Below are 26,087 nucleotides of genomic sequence, written 5' to 3'. Positions count from 1 at the left end.
TTTAGCCTTTGACGTGAGACTCACCTACTTCCTAGACGTAACGGTTATGAATATCCCACACAGGGTTATAAAGGAACCTAAAGCCTCCCCAAAAGAAGGCACAGCCCCTATGGTGAGGAAGCTGAGTACGTAAGCCGCTATCGGGACCAGAAGAGATCCGGCAGAGGCCTTAATGCTTCCCATCTCCCTTATGGCGTTAAACCAAAATATGTAACCTAACGCTTGCCCTAAGACGCCTAAAGTGATCAATAAGACCAGCGTGATCGGTGTGAACACGAAGTAGAAGTCTAAAGGAGTTATAGCTAAGGTAATAGGGAGGGAGAAGAGGCTCATGAAAGCGTTGAGTTTCGCTATGTCGTCACTCTTCAAGTTTCTTGAGTAATACACAGTACCTATCGCCCAGCTTATTCCTCCCATTAGAGCTATCAAAATCCCAAAGTCCAGGCTAGCTGAAGTTATCGATAAGGTCAGGCCCAGAACGCCTAAGATAACGCCTACTATGGCTCTGGTTGGGACTTTAGCCCCCAGTATCCTCTCGAACAGAATTACGAAAATGGGTTGTGTATAAATCATGACTGCAGCCAATCCCGGATTTGATGATATTGAAGTTCCAACGTTTAAGCAGAGCATGAAGATTGTAAAATTAAAAATGGCGGTGATCACTTGCTTCCTACCTACAGATACCTTGAACCTGGAGAGGGAAAGGAAGAATAGGGATCCAACCGCGAACCTTACCCAGGTTATAACGATAGGGGAGACTTCAGCTGAAACTATCTTAGTCAATGGGTAAGTCAGACCCCAAACTATGGACAGAGGTCCCAACCATTTTAAGCTCCTGAGTAAACCGCTTGACATCGTTATCGTTGTTACTTAGAAGCTTTAAATTTTGTTAGTTTAACATATCATGACAAATTTTATGAATATTAAAATTCAATTGTAGGATGATAAAGAGGCTTTGTGCGTAGTGATTTCCTAGTTTTAACGCTCTTCTTGATTTCTATGGCCTCTTGTGGAGGGCTAACGTTTAATTGATGATTTTGATCAAAACCTCTCGTTCGAGCCTCTCTGGGACAAAATCAAGCTAGAAAATTTTTAGGAAAACATTAAATTACTTTATAACCTTCCGGTTTGTAAGTCAGACAAGCGCTTTACATCTAATTTAATTACAAAATTCTAATTATATTATGATTATGATGGATGATTTCAGTTTCTATTATTATCAGAAGGTATACGTTCACTTTAGACATGAAACGTTTAAACGGAGGATCGAAGCCTCGTAAAGGTCACAAGGTGAGGTTCACCTCTCGATCATTTCCTAGCAGAAACTTAAATTAAGCGAATTTAACTTTCGCAATAGAGTTTAAACTTGGTTTGAATCATTAAGCTTTCCTCCACCTCTCTATCATCTTGAGCTTAACTAAGTGAGCTCCGCTAACGTTCTATGAGATCTTTAATTTAAGCCTCCCAGTAGGGAGGGAAATTTACTTAATTCTTTAATCATAAATTATTTAACCTAAATCGAGACCTTCTATACATGGACAGGGATGTGTATCTCCTCCTAACGTCTAGGATAATGAGGAGTGTGTCCGCTGGAGTTCTAGCTGTGGTGGTTGGACTTTATTACGTTAATGAACTGCACTTAACTTTATTTGAGGTTGGAGTTCTGTTCGGGGTCGGTGCGTTCTTAACCCCTCTACTCACTTTAATATTAGGATTTTACTCTGACAAGTACGGTAGGAAAAGGATACTTTTGATCACGCTCTCTTTTCTACCTATATCAGTCTTAATCCTCCTTTTAACGTCTAACTTCTTCCTCCTTTTATTATCCTCAGCTTTAGGTGGGTTCGGAATAGCAGGAGGCCTAGTGGGAGGAGGCGTAGGAGCTACCGTAGCTCCTATGCAGACAGCCCTCCTTACCGAGAAGATACCTCCAGAGGAGAGGACTAAAGTTTTCTCCATTTTCACTACAATCTCTAGCTATGCAGGAGCTGGGGGAGCTCTCCTATCTCATCTACCCAGCTACAGGACAATTTTCATCATGGCGTTGATAATTTCCGGAATATCTACTCTTTCAGTTATCCCTTTGAGGGAAAGCTTTAAGCCCAGAGTAAAGAAGGTCCCTACCAGCAGCGGTGATAAAGACGTGATTAAAAAGTTCACCATAACGGGCGTTCTTAATGGCGTTTCGCAGGGGTTGATAGTCCCTTTCATTCCTATCATATTTAGCAAAACTTATGGGCTCTCACAGTCAACCATAGGGGATATAGTCTCAATAGGCGGAGTCGTCTCAGCAACACTAATGCTATCAACTCCTAGTTTGACTAAGAGGTTGGGCTTCGTTAGACTCATAATTCTCACAAGGAGCATCTCCGCAGTTTTAGTTCTTCTCTTTCCGTTTCTTAGCCTTTGGTATTTAGCCTCGATAGATTACATTGTTTTTACTCCCCTCAGAGTGCTATCATTGCCGGCTCAACAGGCCCTCATGATGAACCTCATAGGAGAGGGGAGAAGAGCGACGGTCAGTGGAGCTAATCAAGCTGGTAGGCTCATTCCCTCCGCGTTTTCAACCTCATTGTCTGGTTACTTAATGCGAGCGGTCTCTATAGCCATGCCGTTCGAGATAGCTTTCCTGGCGACTTTAATCAACTCGTTTTTGTATTACAGCTTCTTTAGATCTGTAGATAAGTTAGCCAACGGGAGTGTGACGATAGCGGAGGGGTGAACTCATTCTCTTTTAAATCTCAACGCGATTAAAGCGATCCCAAAGAGAATCATAGCGAACCCGACTATACCGACCTCCTCTGGGGACCGGACTAAGTTCATCCTTTGGATAGACAAATGCACGTACACTGGATAAACTAGTTGGGATGAAACGTTCTCGATCTCTTCAGGAATTACTTTTTCAGTTGAGACGTTACCGCAGGAGAGAGACTCATTTAACTTCACAACTTTGTTAACTATCACTTTAGAAACCTCTTCGTATCCCCTTATTGTGTAATTACCTGGAGAAAGAGTGAAGCTATAAGGAAGCTTAACTATCTTTTCCCCTTCATGATATACGATAACGTAAGCTGAGGTGTTTGTAGCGTTCTCGATGAGGGAGACGTGACCCGTGACTGTGGAAGGAACGTAGAAAGTTACAGGATTTCTTGTTAAAACTAAGGTGTAGCTAACGTGAGCGTTTATTGAGGTTGTAGATAACACGAGGAGTGCGACGCCCAAAGAAAGGATTAAAGTCCCGAACTTCATAGTTCTATCACCCTAAACGCTTTGAAGCTCATGAGGAGGAAAATTAGGGCTAGCGAAAGATCAACTGCGACCCCCACGTAGATTTGTGAGATCAAGTTCCTTCCCAGGGAGTAGGCTATCCACAAAACGTACGGGTTGGAAAAGGATGAGAAGAAAAGTGAGCTCAAGTTACCCTCAATCAATTCGTAATAGTTTATTGCACCTCCAAAAACGAAAACGGAACCTAAACTGAAGAAGGAGATCAGCACGACTAGGCCTGGAGTTCTCAAGTAGATCGTCAATAGGAGGACTAAGTTCAAGGAGAAAAGATAGCCTCCTACGTAAGTGAGCAGGAGTAGTGCAGGGACCGGTATTCCAGAGAGCAACGAGTAAGTTGAAGTCGTTAAAATCCAAAACGCCAATGGTAAGACCACGTCTCAGACGTAAAGGAAGAAAAACAAAGTCTCCCTTCTGATCGACATCATGAGGAAAGAGATTATGCTTCCCTGATGTATGTGATCTCCAGAGACGAAAACTACGTTCCTTAAGCCCAGAGCGAAAGCTAAGGTCTCAGAAACGCCTATTATAGGGACGAAAGATAGCACTACACCTAGGAGATTGAAGTCCCCCCTCTCATAAAAAGCTGAGAGGAAAACGTTAGATACTAACATTAGCGGTAGAACCAACTCTAATGTAGGTTCTCTATATCTCTCCTTGAGAACTAACTTAAACACCTGAAAACTTCTTGAATACTTCATCCAACGACGACCTCCTTATGCTAATTATCTGAACGCCCTCCTCATCTAACCTCTCCACTATGTCCCTCACGTTCCCTATGACCTTAATGAAGCCTCCTTCTACCGTTCCTCCAATTATCTTTAACGCCTTATCCACGTCATTGACAAGAACGTAAATTAAATTCCCCTGAACGTCTAAAGCCTCGTTAATCTTTCCTGAGTAGGATATCCTACCTTGATTTATGAAAACTACATGAGTGACCACCTTCTCCAACTCTGACAAAATGTGAGAGGAGATGAAGAAGGTCACACCTCTGCTGTTGAGCCTCTTAACCACGTCATAAAACTCTAACCTAGCTGAGGGATCTAAATTAGCCGTAGGTTCGTCAGCTACAATAAGGAGGGGATCTCTTATTAGAGCCGCGACCAGCTGAACCCTTTGAGCTATTCCTGAGGAGAGTTGAGAGAGCTTCGATCTGCCGTAATGAGTTAGATCGAACTCGGCCATGAGGTCCCTGTAGTCCTTTCCATAAACTTTGCCAAGGTCCCTAAGGTACTCCTCAACCTTGACCTCCTTAGGGTGATATATCGTAGTGAAAATCACTGACATTCTCTCGTATACCCTGGGGTTGTTCCAAGGATCCTCTCCTAGTACCTCCACCTTTCCCGATGTTTTCCTAAGCAGACCTGAAATTATCTTTATCGTTGTGGTCTTTCCTGCTCCGTTAGGACCTATGAAACCAGTCACGCTACCCTTATCTACGTTAAACGAAACTGACCTGAGGACTGGATTCCGATCGTAAATCTTGGAGAGGTTCTCGACCCTTATCAAGTTTCACATCGTTCTCTTATTTTTGAAGCCTTCTTATTACCCTTTTCCCTATTTTGAATTTCAATGAATATATCTTTAGAAAATTAAGAAATAATAAGGAAGGATCCGCGAATAAGATACGTTAAGGTCCCACTCTAGATCGTTTTGATGAAACGTTGAACTGTAAGCTCCTTAATGTGCCGCGAACGTTTAATCGCAAGGTTGAAAACCTTAGTTGAATTGCCGTAAACGCTACGCTCTCATCAAAAAAGTTAAATGAACGGATCGTATTTATGTTTTCTAAAATGTAATCTTTTTCAAATTTTTCTAAGTATTCTTAACGTCTAAAAATCACGTTGATAGAGAGATCCTAAGAACTCTATTAAGTCTTTAAAAAATACAACAGCGCAGAGTAAGAGGAGAACGCCAAGATGAAGCCGACGCTCATCAAGAAGGAGTAAAAGTTATTTGTGAACCCTGACATCATGAACGAAAGCCCTGAAATTCCAGCCACAACGATGAAGAGAAAAGAGATGACGCCCATCATCATGACCTTGAGATCGCCTAACAGAAAGGCCAATATCATTATGATGAAAGAAACTAAGGCTATTAAAAGACCCAACATGAAGTGAGCCATAACCGCACCTCCAAAGGACATCATCCCCCCAAAAAACGGACCCATCATAAAGCCGGTTTCCTGATAAGGAGGACGATTAGGGGTACCTGGAGGTAGGCTTACGAAAAGGTTAATCCACATACCAAGGATGAACTCGATGAGGAGAAGCGTAAGCGATCCAAAGGTTAAGGATTTGGCTAGATTCCCGTATAAGGATTTACTCACTATAAATTACCCTTTTTAATAATATGAAAGGTGACCCAATATTTAAGAGTTCACATTGATCGTTTCTATCGTTACGGGGGTTGAGATCTCGATTTAGTCCTCTCGTATCCCCTCTTGAGGAGAGGCAAAACGCCTGAGGTCTCGGCTATTATTGAAATTAGTTTGCTTTTCACTACTTTCCCGTTCTGTAAATCAATTGTTAACTTTCTCATCTGGTTAGTCATTTTAGTGAGGAGAGCTCGGGGGGCCCGATCCTGTCGAGCATACGAATGCGTCAATTAACGTGATTAAGTGCTCCACAACTTACTCATAGGAAAGTAGTGAAGGCTAACGATACTAACTGGGCGGATGCTGATCCGGTTAGCTAAGAGTTTCCCATCCTTTCAAGCTCTCGAGACGACTGCGATGTAGATCCGAAAATCATTAAAATTTGTCAAAAGCGATTAAAAATAAGACGTAACAAAAGCGTTGTTTAGAAGGTTAAGTTACAGATATCTTATTGAGATTAAAAACGGGATTTAGTTCTAGAAATCTAAAAAATAGTTCCTCTTAATCCTCTTGATCAAACCAGGGGTCCTAGACATCGCCTCAACGTTAGCCTTTAAACGTCCCTTTTTTGTATTGCTAATTTTGAGCGCGACTAACCTTGATGTCATGAAGATAGTGGAACGCTTTTCCCGCGTTGACTATCACGTAGACTTACAACCTTTATCTTTAAATCTGGATTTACCTGTAATTAAAACTTTAAAATTTTTAACCAAGAACATAGTGATAGGGTAAACTAACGTGAAAACTGTTATCGATAAAAATTATTGATATGAGTTAAACCTAGATTTAACCAAAATAAGGATATTAACTGATGCATTATTAAATGTTTAACGAAAGTTTTATATTCCTAAACCGTTCCGCCTACTTATGGGAAGGTTATCATTAATATTAGCCATCATTATTATAATTGGAGTAATGATTAACGTACCTCAGGTTAGTCAAACCGTGAGTTATGCAAACGTGGGTGTTAACAAACTAATCTCAGAACACGTGCCTAAGAAAGTTAATGAAATGGCCTTACCTCCAGCCAGAGGTAACATGTCAGCTATTGGAAAGTTCTATCCCAACGGCGTAACTTTACCTTCAAATCCTGAGCCTGCACAGATGGGAATCGCTGACTTCGGTATAGGCCCCAACGGACCTTGTATATTGACGACAACCCAGTTTGAGGGATGCGTCTTAATAAACAACTTACAGTCTGTGACTAGTACTTCTCAAGGAACAAGCCAATGCGTTTCCTTCCAACTTAACGTTGTGTTGAACTATGATAACCAAGGTTCTCAATACGCCTTATGGGTTCAGGACGTCGCGTTTTATAACACTCAAACAAATCAGATAAATTTTGAAAATAACATCTGGAATTTCACGTCTCCTGGGGCAAACGTTACGGCAGTAAGCGGTAACGGTTCTTTATACCCAAGCGGGTCAACAAAGTTTTACGCTTACGGACCGGGCTCCATTCAAGGTAACTTCATTACCCTTTCCTTACCTTCTAAGTTCTATCTCCTAGTAAACGTTTCGACTAACGCTTATGGCCAGCCCGTTATCTACTTTTGGTACAACGACGGTTACGGATGGATTAACTATGATACGGTTACCGTTACTAACGCGTTTAGTTCGTCCAATGTGTATTTCCTTGTAGACGGATATCAATACGCTGGTAATGGGCTCTACTATGACGCTGAACTGGACATGGTGGGACCTGGAGACTTAACCTGCGCAGATATCATCTCCTCCAACGTAGCGCTAAACTTAGCTTACTGGAATGGGAACAATTTCCAGACAGTTATAAACGCCTATAACTCTGGAGGAGACACTGGGGAAACATCAAATAATGTCAGAAGTGGAGCTTATTACTATGTGTATACCGGACAGATGATAGCTGGTTTACATGCTGGATCAGGAACTAGACACTGGCTTTGGCAAGAGAACGGAGTTTCGCTGTTAGACATTAACACAGGAATAACCAACGGTTACTTGGTTGTATACAACTCGTCTCTGCCTTATAGCTTAGGAGTACAATACGGGTTGCAAGTTCCGTTCATCAACGGTAGAGCCGAATTAACTCTGCTTCCTATGAACTACTCTGTGTTAGCTTACACAAACGCGGGCGAATTGATGGGTGAGGCCGAAGTTACAGGCCAGTACGGTCAGTCAGTAACCACTGGTGTTACTCAATTTTCAATATCCTTACCAACTCAATTAACCATATACCAAAACACCTACACTAAGATAGGCGTTAACGTGAACGCCTACGGAAACGTAATCTTTAACGTAATTAGTCCCCCTGGGATTTATGCATATCTTAACCAGAATCCACTTCACGTTTCAGGAACTGGCACGGACGTCTTGACCATCAGTGTGGGTAACGTTCCTCCAGGGACATATCAAGTTATCTTAAACGCAACTTTGTTTAACGGTTTCTACAAAATAGTTCCCATCACCGTAGTAGTTCAATCAAGATTAGTCACTTCTATCTTCTCGTATAAAACTGTTGGTAACGGAGTGCCTCAGTCCCCCATCCTTAATCTGACCTTTCCCAACGGTACAAGCACTACTTTAAGTCTCAACCCGTATACGGTAATTAATGTTCCTCCTGGGACAATTTACACTGTTCAATCAATTATTCAACAAGGAAACGTCAGGTGGGCCACTCCAAACTCATCAACTGGTGTAATAAACAGTGAGCAGACGATTAACTTAGTTTACTTTAATCAATATTTAGTAACGTTCAGTTTCACGGTTCAAGGAGGGACGGGATATGTGGATCCAACTATAACGTTTTACTCCTTTGGACAAAGAGTTAACGAAACGCCAGGAACCTATTGGGTGGATTACGGCTCAACATACTCCTATCCTCAGACTCTAGAGGGATCTAACTCTGAGGAGAGATGGATATCCAATTCAACAAACGGTCAAATAACTTTCCCCCAGACAGTAAACGTGTATTATCAAAATCAATATTTCATAAAACTAGTTTCGCAGGTTCCAATTTACGCGTTGATTAACGGTGAGAACGAGTCCCTCTCGTCAGGGTGGTACGATCAGGGGACTACGATATACGCCGAGAACGTCACGTACTACCCCTCACCTTACGAGAGGTACGTCATAACGTCAATAACGCCTCAATCGTTTGAGGTCAATTCGTATGAGACCGTTGTGGTTCAGAGCAAGGTTCAGTTCTTCGTTAACGTCGTCTCACCCATTCCCGTTCACGCCTCCATCAATGGTGTAAACACTAATCTAACTCCATCATGGATTGACCAAGGAACTCAGATAACTTTACAGAACTACACTTTCTACGAAGGGAAACTTGAGAGATATGTGATACTCAGTTTCTTCCCCGCATCAATAACGTTAAATTCACCTACTACGTTCAAGGTTAACGCTCAGAAACAGTTCCTAGTTAGTATAAATAATGTGTCGACCTGGTACCCTGCTGGGAGCACTCTTGTGTTAAACGCTAGCGTTCCGTTTTATGAGTCAGCGACGTTTAAGGGAAATTACACGCTCTCTCCCGGTTCACAGATTGTGGTTAACGGACCCATAACTGAAAACCTAGTGATAGGTCCTAACTACTTGTTCATACTATCTCTCGTTTCTATAGCAGTGATAGTTGTACTAACGTTAGTTCTCATTAGAAGGAAATAGCTTTTTCCCACATCTCGACCTCACTAAGACAATACGATTTTTATTAAGATTTTCAAGATGACGTGAACGATCTTTTTTAAGTTGTCATTAAATTACTTTAGTAACCCTCCGACGTGAGTTAACCTTGAGACGAGAGTTTCCAGTTTCTTAAGTGGTTAAGAAGAGAACCGTCTCATCTAGTCATCTCATTCCTTAATTTTAAACAATTCTTGACCTTGAAAGATAGGAGATGAGCCAACAACGAAGTTAAAAGAGATGAGCTCATCGTCTCTCCCCCAGGAGAGATCCTTAAGTTGAGACTCCTTAAAGGATGCTAACTTCAAGTTTAGAAACCTTTGATTTAACCTTGACAAGTAAGGTTGTCGCTTATTATTTGAAGGCTACAAGGCCCAGCTCGCGATGGGAGGGAAGACTTGAGATAAATGACGTAAGGCAGAGGTCAACGAGAAGTACGCAACTCACGTGGGATCATCTCAGTTTTTCACTATCAATGAGTTTTAATTAAGTATATTAAAGTTAAACTCAACTTATGAGAGATAAAAATTCAAGGATACAACTTCGGGTGCAAAGTCTAGTTTCTCAACCCATGACTTTAAACGAAGACTGATGGGGAAAAACAAGGAAGGATAAATCGCGACATAAGCTACAAATGAAGAGTGATATAAATCAAGTCAAAATTGAAAGTAGAGGACTTGATCTGCACGTTCCCACGCTTCTCTCATTCTTCGAGGTCTCTGGTAAGCTCTCCCCCTTCACTTTCAATGGAACAAACTTAAGTCGTAACATTTTATAAAAGCTTATTACGTTTGATAGAACATAAAAAACCATGTTCGTTCACAATCCCATAGATTTGCTTAAGTTTGAACACGCGATATTGAGAGTTAGATACTCTTTGGGATTACAAGTTCTGAACAGTGACCCTGATTTAGGCTTCTCTCTGATCGAGGAGACGCATCGATTCGTGATAGACTGGCACGCATACGTTGAGGACAAGTACGTTTTCCCTCTAATTGGTGAGAAAGCGAAGCCGTTCTCTAACGATCATCTACTCATTAAGAACTACGGTAAGGGCGCAATAGAGCAGAGAAGGAAAGACTGGATAGAAAGGTACGTGAAGATCGTGTTGGATCACAACTCTAACGAGGAGAGAGAGCTCTTCTCAATCGAGGCCAACTTCATGAAGAACTGGGAATTAATTATATCGGAAATGAAAAAGTTTAATGACTATTCTAAAATAACAGGCCTTAAAAAGCTCCCTTGAGTCTAACTTAGCTGAGGAGTGAAAAACCCAGTACTTTTGTACACGTTTTCAATCTAAAGTTTGATCCAACTTATAAAAGTCCGTTAATGTATCAGATAAATCATTTTAAATTATAGATTAATACTATCTATTTATTATCTTTAAAAATGAATAAAGAATGGTGAAATGAAATGGTGTTCATAGATGATTTAGCCTTAATGCTCTTTACCTTACCTCTGATTTCAATTTTAATCGCTTATACAACTATTCAGTCTTACTTGGGCTTTAGGAAGGAAGGTTATCAAGCGATAAAGAAGAGCCTTGACGATTCAATAATACCTGCTGGGATTTTAGGGTTGGTCACATTGATCATATCCCTTTGGGGAGAGTTCACCTGGACTCTACCTGGTAGTTACAACATCCTCTTCTATGACGTTTATCTCCTTATGGGGATAATAATCCTTTCCTACTCTATGGCTGTCTACATGGGGAAGAGGTTACAAACTACGGGCATATTCGCCCTTTTTGTAGGCTTAATAACGATATATTACGGAGTAATAGGATTCAACTTAGGATTGACCCAAGAGCCGTTAGCGTTGCTAGGACTTTACGTAACTTATGGGCTGGCTGGCATCTTAGGGTACCCTGTCACCGTTTTCTTGGACAGACTCAAAGAGCAACCGTCAGAAAGGAGGAACCTAGGCTCCTGGATCATAGTGTTCGTTGTGTTCTGGATTATAGTGATAGTTGCAGGAATACTGGGCGCTGTTATAGGAGTAGAGACGATCCCAGCCCACTTAGCTCACGCTCCATAAGTTTTTGTTATTGAGTCGAATAAGCTATTTTAACTAATTTTTTATAATTCTAATTGAGACAAGTTGTAACTTAAAGCCTGAGTTCAACTTCTTTTTTGTAATTTATTACCAATTACGAAATAAAATAGATTTAGACTTTTTTCTTTATATATCATTACTTGTAATAACTTGGAAAAAAGGCTCTTATAGAATGAGTTAGGATATAGTTTTTTAAAAATATAGAAAATAAATTTATAATCCCTTGGCCTACCACCTGCTAAAAACGAGATGTAAGGCATGATGAAATGAAGATAGATTCCCAAGTAAAGCCTTTTGACCTTACTGTCAGGTTTACCCATCGCTATGAACCCCACAAGCCCCTTCGATACTCTAGCCATCTCCTTAACAGCTTTCTCTATATCGTCAGATGCGTGTAAGGCAAAACTGCTCATAACCACGTCAAACACATCGTCTCTGAAGGGGAGGGCATCGAAGGAACCCTGAACCCTCTCTCCATTTATTAAGGAACTCTCAAGCATGTTTTCGGAGTAGTCCAAAAGTATGGGCTCAACGTCTTTTTTAAATTTTTTAAACACGTACGACAGTTCTCCCTTACCTGAGGCGACGTCTAGGACCGTTTTAGGAGACGAGTTAAAGGTTAAAATCGATTTGACTAACTCCGCCCTCCACTTTACGTCTTGATTAAACGACATTAACCTGTTTGCCCTATCGTAACTCTTCGGTATGTCGTCGTAAACGACCTTCAATTCCTCGTCTGTTACCCTAACTTCCATAGGGAAAATTTGAATTGTGACTAAAAACGTTTTCAGTCTTTGAAAGTCACCCCCCCCCCCATTACGTACTTCTTTCTATCCTGTGACGAGATCTTCACAAAGTTTTTAGCACTGCGAGTTGGACCGATTTACTGAGACAAGTTCCTTACCTTTCGAGTCGTTCCCTCAAAGCGCTCGTTCGGAGAGCTCAACAGATGAAACCCTTCGCGACTCCTTATAGCGTAAGTGGGCAACGTTTAACATAGTTGCGTGACCACAAACCCGTCATCTGGCTGTATTCAATAGAGAAGCGCTATCAGTGAAGTCGTCGGGAACAACAGCGCCTTCACCTTTTAAAGTCCTGATGTGCGTTTAGGATACCCGAGGTGTATTTAGGATACTGAAACCTTCTTTCCACTAAACGTAACACCTCTCACGAACTCAAGCTTGACCTCAGTTAGAGGCTGAGGCCTCCCTTCAAACTAACTGACTTATGCCCCTAAGTTTTCCCGTCCTTTTCTCTAACCTCCTCTCGATTCGGGATGTAAATTCCCTTTCAACTCATCGCACTTCTTGTTTTCGAGACCGCCTATATGATCTCCATGTCCATGACTTAAGATAACGTGATCTACCTTACACTCTTAAGTCTGATGAGTTGAAGTGCTAGATCAGAGTTATCCACGTTAAACAAGATTAAATCAAGGCGGATAACTCCCTTCAACTGAGAAAAGTTAGTTGAGGAAAGCCTATCGCTCAGGACTAACATTGTAGGGTGTAGTTTGAATTCGTTAGTCAGCTCGTCATTATTTTCTCTATTACCCTCTCCCAATATCCTCGCGAAAGAAGGAAAGGCACCGATATCAGGAGTTCAAAAGCTGTAACCCCGATCATCACCACAGGCAGAGGAAGAAGTGTCAGGACTATAATTCCAGTTAATGGTATTACCGTAATGAAACCGACGAGGAATCTACTCGGGCTAAAAGTCATAGGATTTTGAAAGTTAACTTGATAGAACCTAGAGTACAGCGACATGATCGTTATTGAGCTTAGCGGAAGTTCGAGGAATAACGAAAGGAAGACTCCAACCTTTCCTACGATAAGGAAGATAAGGGAGATAGGAAGGAGCATGAGGAGAACCGATAGCGCCTTGCTTATAACGTAATATCTAGCGAACTCCAAAGGGTTCATCACGTTCATGTCGAGCCAAATGGGTTCAGAGATGAAGGCGGAGTTTGCGTACGAGATCGTAAATATCCACAATCCGATAACAACGTAAAAGTCTAGTAGGAAGGCTCTAACTCCCAACAGATCTAAGAGTGCTATAACTGCCGCTACACCAATCATAACGCTTAGAATCTTCCACCACTCTATCCTCCTGGAGATGTAGGTGTAACTCCCGAAAAGGTTCATCCTTCCGCCCAACTCGAATATCCTTAAGTTCCTCCCTAACATGAGAATGAACGGATTTCTAGAGTTGAACGTGAACTCGTTTTTAACCTCATCTTTACCTGGAGGAGTGTAAGATAAAGTGGAGAAAGTAGTATAGTTGAACCTCTTTAGGGCCAGCGCTAGCAAGGTGATAGCGAGGGCAGAAAAAAACACGTAGCCTAATTTGAACCCAAAGAACATAGAGAGAGGACTCAAGGGAAACTTGGCAAGCGATGAGAGGAACCAAGCGGTCAGACTGAGACTGACGCCCACCTTAGCCTTAAGGCTTAAGTTATAAACGGCCCCAGACATGGAGGATATGGTTAGAGCCAACAGGGGAAGTATGATCAGGCCTGATAAGCCCAAGGCGTATACGAACCAAGCTACGAAAACCGCTGAAAACAACATACTCACGAAAAAGTAGCCTAGAACCAGAGAAGTTATCAACTCCCTGTCATCGACCGGAATCATAACTAGGAAATCCGAGTCCGACTTAGTTATTAGGTTAAACCTAGAGTTGAAGGGTGAGATCGCGACTAGGAACGTTATGTATAGCGTAGAGAGCAGCGAAAATTCAGGTGAAATGACGGGTGAGAAGTTCCTTCCCGGAAAGCTTATAAGTATCATAACGGCATCCAAGGCTAAAATTACAAGGATGGTGGACTTAGGGAACCTGGATAGGATGATTACCTTCAGGAGTTTAACCAGCATTCGTCATCATCCTAGAAACTACGCTCTCTATAGGCTCGTCTTCCCTTCCCAAAGATCTGAGTTCCGTTATGCTTCCAGTCCAGACGACCTTACCTCTAGATATGACTATCACGTGATCAGTCAGCCTCAAGGCTATGGACATGATGTGAGTTGAAACGAGGAAAGTAGAGTTCAAGCCCTTTAAGATGTCAATCACTCTCTCCTGCGTCGGAATATCAAGGTAGTTTAAGGGCTCGTCCAACAGGAGAATCTCAGGGTTGTGAAGTAGAACGAGAGCCAGAGATAACCTCTGTTGGTTGCCTCTAGACAACTTCCCAGCTTGCACCCTTTCAAACTCGGTCATGTTTAAGAGACTAATCATCTCTTCCGCCCTCTCCTTAGGGTTAGGGATTCCTCTTAACGCTGCGAAATACTCCAGGTTCTCCCTCACTGTAAGTATCCTATAGGGAACCGGATCCTCAGGGAGGTAAGCTAATATCCTCTTAACCTCCTTACTTCCAGGTTTGAGGCCCTTCACCTCTACCCTTCCGTCGTCGGGCTGAATCAGTCCGGCGAGGATCTTCATCGTAGTTGACTTACCTGCACCGTTAGGTCCTAGCAGAGCGTATCTCCCGTTATATGGGACCTCAAACGATATTCCGTTCAATGCAGTTACGCTACCGAACCTCTTAAAGACGTTGCTAAGCTTTATGCAATCCATAAGTTAAATAGGACCTATTATCTAAAAAATTTTTCTAAATATAGTTTAAATTCAGAGCAGAGAGTGAAGCCTAATATTGAATAAAATGTAATGTTTAAAAATTTTATGATAGCTAAGATCTTTAGTTTGTTCTCTTCTGTTCCTTAACCTCAGTCATCCTCTCCTCATAAACAACCATCTTACCTCTTAAAGCTGAAGTGATGGCTGCGGCAAAGGAAAGGATGGCAGCGGATAGAAAGGCGATCCTCAAGGCTTGCATGAATGAGGGGGCTATGACTGAGGGGAACCAGGTGTTAGAGGTTACGACATTGATCACAGAGGGGGGAATAGATCCCGCTACATTAGCGGGAAGTTGAGATATTATAGCGCTTACTGGGTTGTACCCAAGGAAAGCCGCAAATATTGCCGCCGTAGGAGGTATCTTTTCCATGTAAGGGGCTAACTGTGAGGCACCCAGTGAGGTTAAGGCTGAGGAAAACGTTGAGGGTAGCAGTAGGTAAAGGACTTCAATAACTATTGTGAAGAACACTCCTATGCTGAGAGTACTTCCCACGTTGGTGAACATAGCCCTTATCCCTGAGGCTGAGCCCCTATGTTTTGGAGGCGCCGCGTTCATTAGGGCGGCGTTGTTGGGGGATACGAACAGACCGTTTCCCACACCCATTAAAAATATGATCGTTGCGAACTCCACGTAGTTGAAATTGTAACTTAACGTAGTTAAGAAAAGAAGACCTATACCTAATATCACTAGGCCAATAGTGGAGAGGGTCCTGGCCCCATACCTGTCTGAGAGCTTACCGGCTATCGAACCCATCACTCCGAACCCAGCTAAGAGAGGAAGCAAATAGATCCCTGCCCAGAACGGAGTTACGGCGTAGCTGTAACCGTGAAGGGGAAGCCAAATTGCCTGAAGTAACAGAACTAACATCAGTTGCAAACCTCCTAACGCTAATTGAGCTAAAATTATTGAGAAGGAGGCCATGCTGAAAGCCCTTATCTTGAACAGTTCAAGTCTGAACATCGGGTCTGGAACCTTGGTCTCAATGAATAGGAAACCTCCCAACAGAGCTAGCCCAGCTACGATCGAAGATATCACGTAAGGGTTAGACCACCCGGTAACTTGATTACCGTAAGGTAAGATTCCATACGTTATTCCTATTAGGATCAGGATTAAAGATAAGGCGAAAATTACGTTGCCTGGTAGGTCTATCCTTTGGTTCCTATCAGGTTTGGAGAGCTGCTTTAACGACTTCATTGACCATATCGTCCCTAATATACCTATAGGAACGTTAACTAAGAACACGTCCCTCCAATAGATCGACGCTAATATTCCACCGATTATTATTCCAGCCACTCCTCCGAAGATACCTATAACCCCGTTCAGTCCCAAGGCAAACCCCCTTTGTCTTGGAGGGAAGGCCTCTGAAAGTATGGCAGCGCTATTGGCCATAAGGAAGGCTCCTCCTATAGCCTGTATCACTCTATATATTACCAGTTGTAAGGCAGCAACGTCTCCTTTCCCAGGAGTTAAGTAAAGGAGTATTGAAGCTATCGTAAATATCAGGAAGCCTAAATTGTACATCCTCACTCTCCCAAATATGTCAGATATCCTTCCCAGGTTAACAACTAAGACAGCTGAAACTATGCTGTAACCAAAGAGTATCCAGAGAAGGTATTGAAATGAGTTGAAGGGATTTATCCCAATTCCCCTAAAGATTGCAGGAAGTGATATTAAGACGATGTTAGAGTTCATGAAACCCATAAATACTCCCAAGCTTGTGTTGGATAAAGCGACCCATTTGTATTGAACCATACAATTAGATGTCTAATCATCATATTTTAAAATTTCTTTAGGATTTCTTTCTTAAGGTTTAAGCTTAGAACTATCTTTCATTATAGAGCAAGAGTTAGAAGAGTCTAATCTTGGAACGCCCTAGGCTTAAAAATCAGGCAGTCGCGTTGCCAAACGTTAAAGTCCAAGAATAGAGAGAATATCCTAAGTCAGCGGTACCTGAAATGTCGTTAAACTCCATACCTACCTGAATGGCGTCTAAGTAGTACTTCGAAGTGTTATAGATGTTTATCTTTACCTTGCTGAGGTAAGGACTCATATTGTTTAGAACATACGCTATCGGGACTCCAACGCTTCCCTGCAGGTTCCTAGGGGCAAGTAAGTAAACGCCGGTCCATCCGTCCGCGGAACCCGTCCTGGGTAAAACGTACACTGAGAAGTTCATTGGTTCGAAGGTTCCGTTCACCTCCACAGGTATGGTCATCTCTCCCGTGTAGATCATGTACTTGTCTGAAGAGAAGTTCTCGTGCCAATATAACCAAATCATAACCTCAAAGTCTCCATACTTCAGGTAAGTGATATTAGGGTTCTGACTCAGCCATATGTCGTAGGAGAAGTCATCAACTGTTCCTTCGTTAACGAAGATCGAGTAGTTCAATATGGAGTAAAATGAGGGTAAATCATTTACGATCTCAGGTAAGTTCAGCCTGTAAGTTTCAGTTTGAGCAACAAATGGGAACCACATCTCTCTACCGTACATTAACCCAGGATATCCGTCAACTGGAATTGAAGGAGTTATCTTATTAACCTTGCTCATGTTGATTACAACTTTCAAGTAGTTTGAGAAGTTCATTGTTACCTGACCCTCTCCCTCCTTCACGTTCCAAAGGAACGGAGATGCCATCAATGAAGAGCTTTGGCCGTAAAGTTGAGCCATACCGTACCTACTGTCACTCAGGTAACTACCTATTAACGAGAATCCCCTTGATTGAGTCGGAAACAGTTTAACCTCATCAGTTGGTTTCGTATAAGCAACGTTTACTTCATTATGAGATGTTCTAGAATACCAATACGCAGAGAAAGAGACTAGGACTATGATAATTATCGCTATTGCGAACACTATCTTTAGTTTCATTACTTAAAATACAATTAGTCTAATATAAGGATTTTGCATACTTTGGAGGGAAAAACAAAGATCATCACTGAAGCTTATTTGGATTGAAAGTGTTCAAAATTTTTTGGGATTTCATAATAAACTTAATTCTTATTTACCTCTATCTCGGAGGTTCATGAGGATATATTAATATATAGATATATTTTTCGTTGCTCATTTAGATAATGATATATTATAGTCCTTGTTTTTATGATAATTTCTCATTTATTGACGCAGAATAACTGTTCATAATTAATTGGAAAGATTTTAAACTAAAACGTGTTAAACTAAAACGTGTTTTGTTTAGCATCCAGAACGTTTTCCAATAAATTAATTAGTTGTAAACCCTTTATAGAAGTCCAAATAACCGTCGATAATCTACTGTGTAACCCAATAGGTTGAAGATCGCCGTCCCGTAAGATCCTGATTGATGCAATAGCTCTAATTGAAAGTTCTGATCACCTCACGCTTCACGTTATAGAGATCGGATGACCAATAAGCTCACTCTAAAGCACGTGTTCCTCTCCGTTGACTTGGTGAAGCTTTGCGCTCAAAAATGTAATTCGTTACTGAAGCTAATCGAACCTTCCGATCTATTCATAACAAAATCTAGAATTTTATTCGATTTATAGTATTTATATAATCCATAATAATATGGACATTAGTATCCCTAACATAATTCCTATAAACATACCTACCAAGGTTAGACTTACCGCTCCCTTAAACACATCAAGTAGGACTAGCGAGATTATAATTACGATAACCCCATTAAATAGGACGCCGTTAATCTTAATCATCCTGGACATCATCTCTAACTCCTTTGCTATTTTATCAATATGATTTATTAATATTATTTCGTATAATAGTTGCTTTAGTTCCTTTTCATAGAAGATCAACTAATCATTTTCTATACTTTATCGGCCATAACTATTCCAATTGACTTTTCTATATTAACTTAATCTAAATTCATCATCGATCAGACCTGAACACATTTTAGGGAAAAGTCTAACTGTATTGCGCCAAAGTTTTATTAATAAACTAGACCTTCCGATCTTGTTAAATTTATCTAATTTTAACATGATAAAAAAGGAACGAAGATGACGCTCTTTATGTAGAATCACCTTCCATCAAACTATTTAAAAATATAAAAATTATTTTAGATCTGACCTAGCTATCATTGAGCGTCTCTATTAGAAATTAAATCTAGATTCGACTTGTCCTCCAACCTTGTATTAACTATACTGTAGTTTTTACCTCAAATCTCAGACATGTTAGTTCATTAATTTAAGTCGTTACTAGTTGAATAGAACGAATTTGATGGTCCGTGAATTTTAGTTATCATCCATTGATTTTGAAATCAACGAACTCTATTTACCATTTCTCTCTGGTTTTTAGCACGCGAACTATAACGTAGAGTACGAACTTATTTAGCTTTTTCTGCGACTTTGTAAATCCTTTGCTGTAGATTCCTCGGATTAGTCACTCTCTTCACGATACCTTCCTTCACAAGTACAGATAAGGCGTACCTAATGGTTCTCTCAGGTAATCCAGTCCTCTCAAGCAGTTCCTTAATCGAGGCCTCTCCGTATATCTGAAGCATCTTCAACACGAACTTAGCGCTCGGTGGTATGCCCTGCTCTATTGAAAGCTTTGCCTTCCTCTCTATGTTCTCTCCTAACTTCTTAAACAACCTAATGAAGGGAGCTGGGGTCCCCTTCTCTATCAATATCCTATTTTTAACCTTTATCCTAGATATCCCGTCGATTACCGCCTCTATTGAGGTAACGCTTGACGGCTCTATAACCAGTTTTGAGTCGTCGGAGATCACAAGGCTCCTTCTCATTGGATTGAGCGAGTTAACCGGGACAGCAATGAAGACCTTAGCTCCCCTTATGACCATGGGACCTCCTGCGGAGAAAGCGTAAGCGGTTGAACCCGCAGGGGTGGAGACTATAACTCCGTCCGCCCTATCCTTCCAGAGCATCTCATCGTCGACGTAAAGCGAGTACTCCATCAAAGTCGCGCTCCTCGATGGGAATATTGCAACTTCGTTTAAGGAGTAGATTTCCCTGTCTAGGGCTACCTTAAGCCTTGTGAAGTGATCCACGTGATACTCTCCCCTAGATATTTTTCTTACTCCAAGATCTAATTCCTCCCAATCTACTGAGGAGTAAAAGGTGTTATAACTAGGAGGACTGACGTGAAATATAGGCGCCTCAGTCCTCATGTTCTGAAGTATGTGTAAAAGGTAACTGTCCGTTCCTATTATCATAATGGCGTCGTATCCTTCTTCCCTGACCTTAACGTTGTAAGAGCTTAAGACCCTTTCCGCCTTATCCTTCACTTTCTCCCCCACTTCCTCAGCCCTGAGCGAGACGCTTTCGATCCTTGGTTCAGCCATTTTTGCCGCCTCACTCATGAGCTATTGCATAACTTGTTTAAATGTTATAGATTTATCAGATTTAATCATAGTAGTTTCTCTCATGTCCAAGTTCCTTAGGCAATCCTCTGGTTTAGTGAAACACGCAACGTTGAAGGACCTGATCATGCTTAACGTGGCGAACATGGGGGCCGGATTGGCGGTCTTTCAGGGGATCTCCCCTTACATTTTGCCTGGAGCCAACTTATGGGTGGCCTCACTCCTGACTTTCCTTGTTTCTCTCCCTCTCGTTGGGGTGTATACAGCCCTCATGATGAGGATGCCGAGGACAGGGGGAGATTACATCTGGCTCTCTAGGAAACTTCACGGAGGTCTAGGGAGCGTAATGGGAATAGCGATAGCGTTCAACATGCCTCCCTTCTTCGCTCTATCAGCTTTCTTCTCGGTAAGTGCAATAAACTCGGTTCTCTCTGAGATAGGGGTTTTAGATAACGTTCCCTCACTTGTCAACCTCAGCAATAACGTTTTCGTAAACCCGTACGGCAGGTTAACCTTAACGCAGGAACTCTTAATATACGGACTGTCCGCCCTGGCCTTCATAATAATAATTGGTATTAACATCGTGAAGCCCAGATTCGGTTACTCGTTAACGACTTGGTTAGGAATCTTCTCCTCAGCCTCCTTAGCTTTGGGTGTAATAATGTTGATACACTCTGGAATCGCAGGCACCTTTCACTCAGCAATAAACGACTTCATCACGAGAGAGGGAATCAACGAGTCGTCCTATCGAGGACCCGTTTTCAGCCTCCCCTCCACGATCTACATGATACCCTACTTCGCCTCCTTCGCCTACATATGGCTCTATGCTGGACCTGCAGTGGCGTCTGAGGCAAAAGGTTCGATAAAGTTGAACCTCCTCTTTGCCAGCGTTTTAACCGCTATGATGATAACTGTACCATTCTTCGTTATGGACGCGATAGGGGGGTACACCTTCAACGCGTCGTTGTACCCAACTTTCGTTTATAACTTCTGGACGGCTTCGATAGCTGTATCCCCTCCTATAGTTCAGTGGGTATTAGGGATGGGATTGATTGCTTGGAACTTTTTCGTTATAGCGTTCGGTGTGGTGGTGTTCTCAAGATACGTCTTTGCCTTCTCCTTCGACAGGGTTTTCCCCAGCTTCTTCGCGAAATTAAACAGGGCCTCCTCACCCTACTTAGCCCACGTGTTAGACTTAGTTCTGACCTTAATCTTCCTTACCATCCCTCTGATATCGGTTAACGGGGCCGAGTCACTCTACGCTTACACCCCTCTAGCGGCGATCTACCTTTTCCTGGTAGGGTTAACAGGAGTTAAGGTAGGTAGGGAAGAGAGGAACACGGGTCTTCTCATTACGTCGGTCCTCTCCTCAGCTTTCATGGCGTTTCTAGCTTATGAGTCCGTGACGAACCCCTTCTTTGGGGTGATCTCCTCAGGAGGGATCAACCCGATAGGAACCGGATATTTGATCTCCCTAGTAGGATCAGGAGTCATAATATACTTCGTAGCTAGCTGGCTGAGGAGAAGAGAGGGCATAAGATTGAATGATGTATTTCAAGAGATACCTCCAGACTAGAAACTTGTTCGAGATATGCTTTTTATTGTTAACTCTAAGTCTATCGTTATGATGAGAATAAGAGAGCATTTAGATGAGGTAAAGGGAACAGGAAAGTACATAGATGACCTGGAGCTCCCAGGAACAGTTTTTTTGGGAGTAGTGAGGTCTCCGTTCGCCCGAGCTAAAGTTCTAGACGTCTCAAGGAGTGACAGAGTCCTTACCTTTCTAGATTGGAGGACCGTTTCAACTTACATGCCGGTGAGACCAGACCCCAGAAGCAAGAACGTAGTTAAGATGCCTGTGCTCAGCGACGGTAAGGTAAACTTTGTTGGTCAACCTGTGATCGCCTTCGTGGTGAAGGACAGATATGAGGTTGAGGACGTCATCGATGAGGTTGGTGTGGACTACTCTCAAGAGAAACCTGTGATCTCTATCCTTGACTCGATCAAAGAGGAGATCAAGATTCATGAGAAAGGTAACATAGCGATTGATCTAAACCTCTCAGGGGGAGACCTAGATCAACTTGTTAACTCGGATGTGACGGTTGAGAGGGAACTGACCCAGGATAGAGTAGTTCAACATCCTATGGAACCCAAGGGAGTGATAGCGAACTATGACGGCAACGTCCTCACCGTTATAGGTTCCTTCCAATCTGCATTTAGAGTTAGATCTGACCTCCAGGAGGCCTTAGGGATACCTCCAGAGAGGATAGTGGTCTATTCACCACCTAATGTAGGGGGAGGTTTTGGAAACAAGGTTTCGGCTTACGCTGAGTACGTTCTGGCATCCCTCGCATCGATTAAATTAGGAAGGCCTGTGAAGTGGATAGAGACCAGGAGGGAACATTTGACCAACCCTACACAAGGTAGAGGAGTTTACTCTAAGGTGAGACTTCACGCTAAATCGGATGGGACCATCTTAGGTTTGGAAGGGACGATAGCGGTGGATTTGGGAGCTTACGCGTTCACCTTAAACACTTCAACTCCGAGCTTCATAAGTTCCCTCCTAAACGGTCCGTACAGAATGAGGTTCGCTAAAATTAGAGCCCTTGGGGTATACACTAACAAACCGCCGACGGGACCTTATAGGGGGGCCGGGAGACCTGAGGCCGCCCTAATAACTGAGACGTTAATCGAGGACCTAGCGGAGAGGCTGAACGTGAGTCCCGTTGAGACAAGAAAGAGGAACTTCATAGATGGCGAATTCGTGACGCCTCTGGGAGTGAGGATAGATAGGGCTGGGTATAAGGAGTTGTTTGAGAGGGCTGAGAAGGTTTACTACTCCATGAAGGAGAGACACAAAGGGAAGCCCATCTCCTTCATAGCCTTCACTGAGGTGGTGAGGAGCTCCCCCGGAGAGGGGGCTAAAGTGAGGGTAGGAAAGGGAGAGGTTTACGTTGCTGTTGGAAGCGGACCTCACGGACAGGCCCACAAGACAACTTTCGCAGTGTTAGCTAGTGAAGTCCTGGGGGTTAACCCTGAAGTGATAAGGATCGAAGTTAACAACACGTTGCTCATTAAGGAAGGAATAGGAAGTTTCGGGAGCAGATCTGCGGCAGCTGGCGGTTCGGCCGTAATAGAGGCTGCAAGGTTGGTGCTTGAGAAGATAAGGTCTAAGGGCTTGACTGTAGAGCAGGCGATCAACTCTGACGAGACCTTTGAGGCTGAGGTTTTCTCCAAGTCGCCTGATCTCTACACGCCGGGAGTTCACATAGCTGTCCTTGACGTCGATAAGGAAACCGGACAGGCTAAGGTCCTGGAGTATTACGCCATAGATGACGTGGGGAGACCCATAATAGAGTCGGAAGTCGAGGGACAACTGATAGGTGGTATACTTCAGGGAGCGTCCCAGGTCCTCTTCGAGAGGGCCCCATACGATGATTTGGGTAATCCGTTATTTAGCTCAATTGCAGACAACGGAGTGCCTACCGCAGTTGAGGCAGTGAGGAGAGTCTTTACAGAATACGTGAGCACTCCTTCACAAACTTTGAGTGGAGCTAGAGGGGTAGGGGAGGCAGGGACAACTGGCGCCTTACCTGCAGTCTTCATAGCTTTGGAAAAGGCACTAGGGAAGAAATTGAGCGGTACCCCTTACGCTCTCCCTTAAATAGTGTCCGCACTCTAAGAAAAGATTTTTCATAAATCCATAGAACAGTTCTTATGCTGAGGAAAATCCTTTACGAGATCTCAGTTCTCTCTCCTTCTTACTTCGGAATGGTTATGGCAACTGGCGTTCTATCAATACTGTTTAAGGTGTTCGAACAGGAGATACTTTCCTACGTTTTCACGTGGTTAAACCTACTCATCTACTCTGTTCTAGTCTGTTTCACACTGTTGAGGCTGTTGAAATATTCAGATAAATTGAAAGTAGATCTCTTAGATTTCAACAGGGGATTGGGCTTCCTTACTTTCGTTGCAGGAACGGATGTGATAGGAGACGATATGATCTTGATTCTTAACAAACCGTTAGTGGCACTACTCCTTTGGGGGACAAGCCTGGTGTTCTGGATTTCCTTTCAATATCTATTCTTATTCATACTTATGATCAGACAAGATAAGCCTGGATTCAGAGACGTTAACGGGCAGTGGTTGCTCATTCCCGTTTCAACGCTAACTCTCTCCGTGTTGTCCACGGACCTCTCTTCCAGGTTTCAAGGGCTCGTCTATGCCGGACTCATAACTTACCTCATAGGTTGGGTAGTTTACCTAATTATCATCGTTTTTATAGCAATCAGACTCTTCCTGACTCATGTTAGACCTGAAGACGTTATACCGGCTTACTGGATAAACGGTGGCTTTCCTGCGCTGGCTGCGCTATCCTCTTCGCTCCTCTTTCTTCACTCGTCGAGCTTTCCTTACTTGAAGGATTTCCTATTGGGAACAGGACTGTTGATATGGGCCTACGGCACGTGGTGGATGCCGCTGCTTTTTCTTTCCTTCTTCTGGAAACATATCATCAGGAAAATTTCACTACTCAGATATGACTTTCAATTCTGGAGCGCCGTATTCCCCATTGCGGTATACGACTTGGGTACTTACTTCTTAGGGAAGGTGAGCGAGATCCCAGGAATTTCTTTGATAGCTACGGTCTTCTATTACGTAACGATAGCGGTTTGGGTGTATCAATTTTTGGGGTTTGTACGTAACGTGACCTTAAAAATTAGGTAAGCAGAGAAAAAATTATTACCTTTGTTTCTTATCCTCCCTTATGATCGTGAAGGAGTTCTCTAGCTCGATGGATGAGCTAGAATCTGAGATAAAGAAGAGGATAATTGACCTTGGGGCAGAGATATTCGCGGAAATAGATCACGCTGAGAACGCTAAGAAGGTCGGAATGAGGCTAGATCCAACTAAGGTTATCATCTTTGGTAACCCTAAGGTTGGTACGTTGCTCATGCAAGAGAGAAGGGAGATCGCTTACGAGTTGCCTCTGAGGATTGTGATCTGGACTAGTTCAGGGAAAACATACGTTGGTTATAAGAGACCTTCTGAATTAGCAAGCGAGTTCGGAATGAGGAACTTGGAAGTGTTAAAAAGGATGGACGAGTTTATGGAAAAGATCACAAATCTAAATTAAAAATGCTTTATAATACTATTACTCTTTTTGATTGAAACTAGTTCAAGTAAAGTTCCTTGATTAGGTAAGAAACGGTGTGGGTACTTCGCAGACTTTTCAACCTTCTAAACTGAGGATAGGCTGGACACACGGCTAGTTGCCGGCTTTGATCTGTAGCTAATTAAAGAGTCATATCTAGGTTCGACTTAGACTACGATTTAATATAAAAAGTAAAGACGTTAGCGACGTCGCTAACGACCGTTCTTTCGTACCAAGATCTCTACTTTCGTACCAAGATCTTTACTCAGGCCTCGATAAGTGAGGAGCTCGATTTAAGCCTAATGAGAAGTGCCTTCTTCGTTTTCTAAAGTAGAAGGGAATCTCCCGATCAATAAAGGACATCCTACCAGTTCGGAAACCCTATCTTTCGTGTCCTAAGATAAAATTTTCCAAATCCTAAATCGCTTTCCAAAAAGGACAATAAATTCATGAAAAGTAAAGCATTGGGTCGTTATACTTCCTCTTCACTGAGGAGTAATAGTAAGGGTACTCTAACTTTAGGAACTCCTCAGGCATCTTTGCCATGTCATAGTCTAATTTGTTCCTTTTGGTCAGATTTAACATAGTCTCACAATATTGTCTTAGACT

At 42.5% G+C, this 26,087-nt stretch carries 24 protein-coding genes and 1 pseudogene; 8 read left to right on the top strand and 17 right to left on the bottom strand.

Annotated features, from left to right (window positions below; genetic code table 11):
• Positions 1–24: 24 nt before the first annotated feature.
• A complete protein-coding gene (locus MCUP_RS04960) occupies positions 25–855 on the bottom strand; it encodes a DMT family transporter (protein ID WP_048057497.1) in 831 nt (276 codons plus the stop codon).
• A gap of 679 nt (positions 856–1,534) precedes the next feature.
• Here MCUP_RS04960 and MCUP_RS04955 point away from each other — a divergent pair.
• The gene (locus MCUP_RS04955) at positions 1,535–2,722 is read left to right on the top strand and encodes an MFS transporter (RefSeq protein ID WP_013737606.1); all 1,188 of its coding nucleotides are present in this window, start codon (positions 1,535–1,537) and stop codon (positions 2,720–2,722) included.
• Between the two features lie 2 nt (positions 2,723–2,724).
• Here MCUP_RS04955 and MCUP_RS04950 read toward each other — a convergent pair whose 3' ends face one another.
• The 6 genes from MCUP_RS04950 to MCUP_RS10015 all read right to left on the bottom strand — a co-directional run bounded on the left by MCUP_RS04950 (position 2,725) and on the right by MCUP_RS10015 (position 5,829).
• A complete protein-coding gene (locus MCUP_RS04950; protein WP_013737605.1) occupies positions 2,725–3,249 on the bottom strand; it encodes a hypothetical protein in 525 nt (174 codons plus the stop codon).
• Positions 3,246–3,650, bottom strand: a complete 405-nt coding sequence (locus tag MCUP_RS10125; RefSeq protein WP_013737604.1) for a hypothetical protein — start codon at positions 3,648–3,650, stop codon at positions 3,246–3,248. The genes MCUP_RS04950 and MCUP_RS10125 overlap by 4 nt, the downstream gene beginning before the upstream one ends.
• A gap of 15 nt (positions 3,651–3,665) precedes the next feature.
• Positions 3,666–3,962: a hypothetical protein gene (locus MCUP_RS10120; RefSeq protein WP_237698025.1), complete on the bottom strand. Its 297-nt coding sequence runs from the start codon at positions 3,960–3,962 to the stop codon at positions 3,666–3,668.
• On the bottom strand, positions 3,955–4,797 hold the full coding sequence (locus MCUP_RS04940) for an ABC transporter ATP-binding protein (RefSeq protein WP_013737602.1): 843 nt from the start codon (positions 4,795–4,797) through the stop codon (positions 3,955–3,957). Before MCUP_RS04940 ends, MCUP_RS10120 begins: the two co-directional genes overlap by 8 nt.
• Positions 4,798–5,158: 361 nt before the next feature.
• The gene (locus tag MCUP_RS04935; protein WP_048057496.1) at positions 5,159–5,617 is read right to left on the bottom strand and encodes a hypothetical protein; all 459 of its coding nucleotides are present in this window, start codon (positions 5,615–5,617) and stop codon (positions 5,159–5,161) included.
• A gap of 71 nt (positions 5,618–5,688) precedes the next feature.
• A complete protein-coding gene (locus MCUP_RS10015; protein WP_158305259.1) occupies positions 5,689–5,829 on the bottom strand; it encodes a hypothetical protein in 141 nt (46 codons plus the stop codon).
• Positions 5,830–6,532: 703 nt separating this feature from the next.
• Here MCUP_RS10015 and MCUP_RS09750 point away from each other — a divergent pair.
• Positions 6,533–9,316 carry a thermopsin gene (locus tag MCUP_RS09750; RefSeq protein WP_013737598.1) on the top strand — a complete coding sequence of 928 codons (2,784 nt, stop codon included), beginning with the start codon at positions 6,533–6,535 and terminating at the stop codon, positions 9,314–9,316.
• Between the two features lie 185 nt (positions 9,317–9,501).
• On the opposite strand, the gene MCUP_RS10010 is transcribed toward MCUP_RS09750, so the two are convergent.
• On the bottom strand, positions 9,502–9,639 hold the full coding sequence (locus tag MCUP_RS10010; protein WP_158305258.1) for a hypothetical protein: 138 nt from the start codon (positions 9,637–9,639) through the stop codon (positions 9,502–9,504).
• Between the two features lie 503 nt (positions 9,640–10,142).
• Here MCUP_RS10010 and MCUP_RS04925 point away from each other — a divergent pair.
• Both MCUP_RS04925 and MCUP_RS04920 read left to right on the top strand, forming a co-directional pair.
• Positions 10,143–10,577, top strand: coding sequence for a hemerythrin domain-containing protein (locus tag MCUP_RS04925; protein ID WP_013737595.1), 435 nt, complete (start codon positions 10,143–10,145; stop codon positions 10,575–10,577).
• A 170-nt stretch (positions 10,578–10,747) separates the two neighbouring features.
• Positions 10,748–11,371 (top strand): DUF981 family protein, encoded by a 624-nt coding sequence (locus tag MCUP_RS04920; protein WP_013737594.1) that lies wholly within the window; start codon positions 10,748–10,750, stop codon positions 11,369–11,371.
• A gap of 83 nt (positions 11,372–11,454) precedes the next feature.
• Here the strand turns inward: MCUP_RS04920 and MCUP_RS04915 are convergent, their stop codons facing one another.
• From MCUP_RS04915 to MCUP_RS04885, 8 genes and pseudogenes are all read right to left on the bottom strand, one after another.
• Complete coding sequence (locus MCUP_RS04915; protein WP_013737593.1) at positions 11,455–12,144, bottom strand: class I SAM-dependent methyltransferase; 690 nt, start codon at positions 12,142–12,144, stop codon at positions 11,455–11,457.
• Between the two features lie 500 nt (positions 12,145–12,644).
• Positions 12,645–12,758 (bottom strand): annotated as a pseudogene (locus MCUP_RS10230) (MBL fold metallo-hydrolase); the annotation flags it as partial.
• A gap of 157 nt (positions 12,759–12,915) precedes the next feature.
• Positions 12,916–14,262, bottom strand: coding sequence for a hypothetical protein (locus MCUP_RS04910; RefSeq protein ID WP_013737591.1), 1,347 nt, complete (start codon positions 14,260–14,262; stop codon positions 12,916–12,918).
• On the bottom strand, positions 14,252–14,962 hold the full coding sequence (locus MCUP_RS04905; protein ID WP_013737590.1) for an ABC transporter ATP-binding protein: 711 nt from the start codon (positions 14,960–14,962) through the stop codon (positions 14,252–14,254). Before MCUP_RS04905 ends, MCUP_RS04910 begins: the two co-directional genes overlap by 11 nt.
• A 121-nt stretch (positions 14,963–15,083) precedes the next feature.
• Positions 15,084–16,775 carry an MFS transporter gene (locus tag MCUP_RS04900; RefSeq protein ID WP_048057495.1) on the bottom strand — a complete coding sequence of 564 codons (1,692 nt, stop codon included), beginning with the start codon at positions 16,773–16,775 and terminating at the stop codon, positions 15,084–15,086.
• A gap of 133 nt (positions 16,776–16,908) precedes the next feature.
• Positions 16,909–17,889 (bottom strand): GH12 family glycosyl hydrolase domain-containing protein, encoded by a 981-nt coding sequence (locus MCUP_RS04895; protein ID WP_013737588.1) that lies wholly within the window; start codon positions 17,887–17,889, stop codon positions 16,909–16,911.
• Positions 17,890–18,542: 653 nt separating this feature from the next.
• Positions 18,543–18,716, bottom strand: a complete 174-nt coding sequence (locus MCUP_RS10005) for a hypothetical protein (protein ID WP_158305257.1) — start codon at positions 18,714–18,716, stop codon at positions 18,543–18,545.
• Between the two features lie 614 nt (positions 18,717–19,330).
• Positions 19,331–20,308, bottom strand: a complete 978-nt coding sequence (locus MCUP_RS04885; protein WP_013737585.1) for a winged helix-turn-helix transcriptional regulator — start codon at positions 20,306–20,308, stop codon at positions 19,331–19,333.
• A gap of 82 nt (positions 20,309–20,390) precedes the next feature.
• On the opposite strand from MCUP_RS04885, the gene MCUP_RS04880 reads away from it, so the two are divergent.
• Genes MCUP_RS04880 through MCUP_RS04865 form a run of 4 tightly spaced genes read left to right on the top strand, consistent with a single transcriptional unit; the run spans position 20,391 to position 25,460 of the window.
• Positions 20,391–21,902, top strand: coding sequence for an amino acid permease (locus tag MCUP_RS04880; RefSeq protein ID WP_048057494.1), 1,512 nt, complete (start codon positions 20,391–20,393; stop codon positions 21,900–21,902).
• A gap of 48 nt (positions 21,903–21,950) precedes the next feature.
• Positions 21,951–23,990, top strand: coding sequence for a xanthine dehydrogenase family protein molybdopterin-binding subunit (locus tag MCUP_RS04875; RefSeq protein ID WP_013737582.1), 2,040 nt, complete (start codon positions 21,951–21,953; stop codon positions 23,988–23,990).
• A 53-nt stretch (positions 23,991–24,043) separates the two neighbouring features.
• Positions 24,044–25,051 carry a tellurite resistance/C4-dicarboxylate transporter family protein gene (locus MCUP_RS04870; protein WP_013737581.1) on the top strand — a complete coding sequence of 336 codons (1,008 nt, stop codon included), beginning with the start codon at positions 24,044–24,046 and terminating at the stop codon, positions 25,049–25,051.
• A 40-nt stretch (positions 25,052–25,091) separates the two neighbouring features.
• The gene (locus tag MCUP_RS04865) at positions 25,092–25,460 is read left to right on the top strand and encodes a DUF302 domain-containing protein (protein ID WP_048057493.1); all 369 of its coding nucleotides are present in this window, start codon (positions 25,092–25,094) and stop codon (positions 25,458–25,460) included.
• A 465-nt stretch (positions 25,461–25,925) separates the two neighbouring features.
• On the opposite strand, the gene MCUP_RS10075 is transcribed toward MCUP_RS04865, so the two are convergent.
• Complete coding sequence (locus tag MCUP_RS10075) at positions 25,926–26,063, bottom strand: hypothetical protein (RefSeq protein ID WP_013737579.1); 138 nt, start codon at positions 26,061–26,063, stop codon at positions 25,926–25,928.
• Positions 26,064–26,087 lie beyond the last annotated feature (24 nt).

This window comes from Metallosphaera cuprina Ar-4, assembly GCF_000204925.1.
Lineage (GTDB): Archaea > Thermoproteota > Thermoprotei_A > Sulfolobales > Sulfolobaceae > Metallosphaera > Metallosphaera cuprina.
The sequence above is the reverse complement of the archived record's forward strand: the minus strand, read 5'-3'. Positions and strand labels throughout refer to the sequence as shown.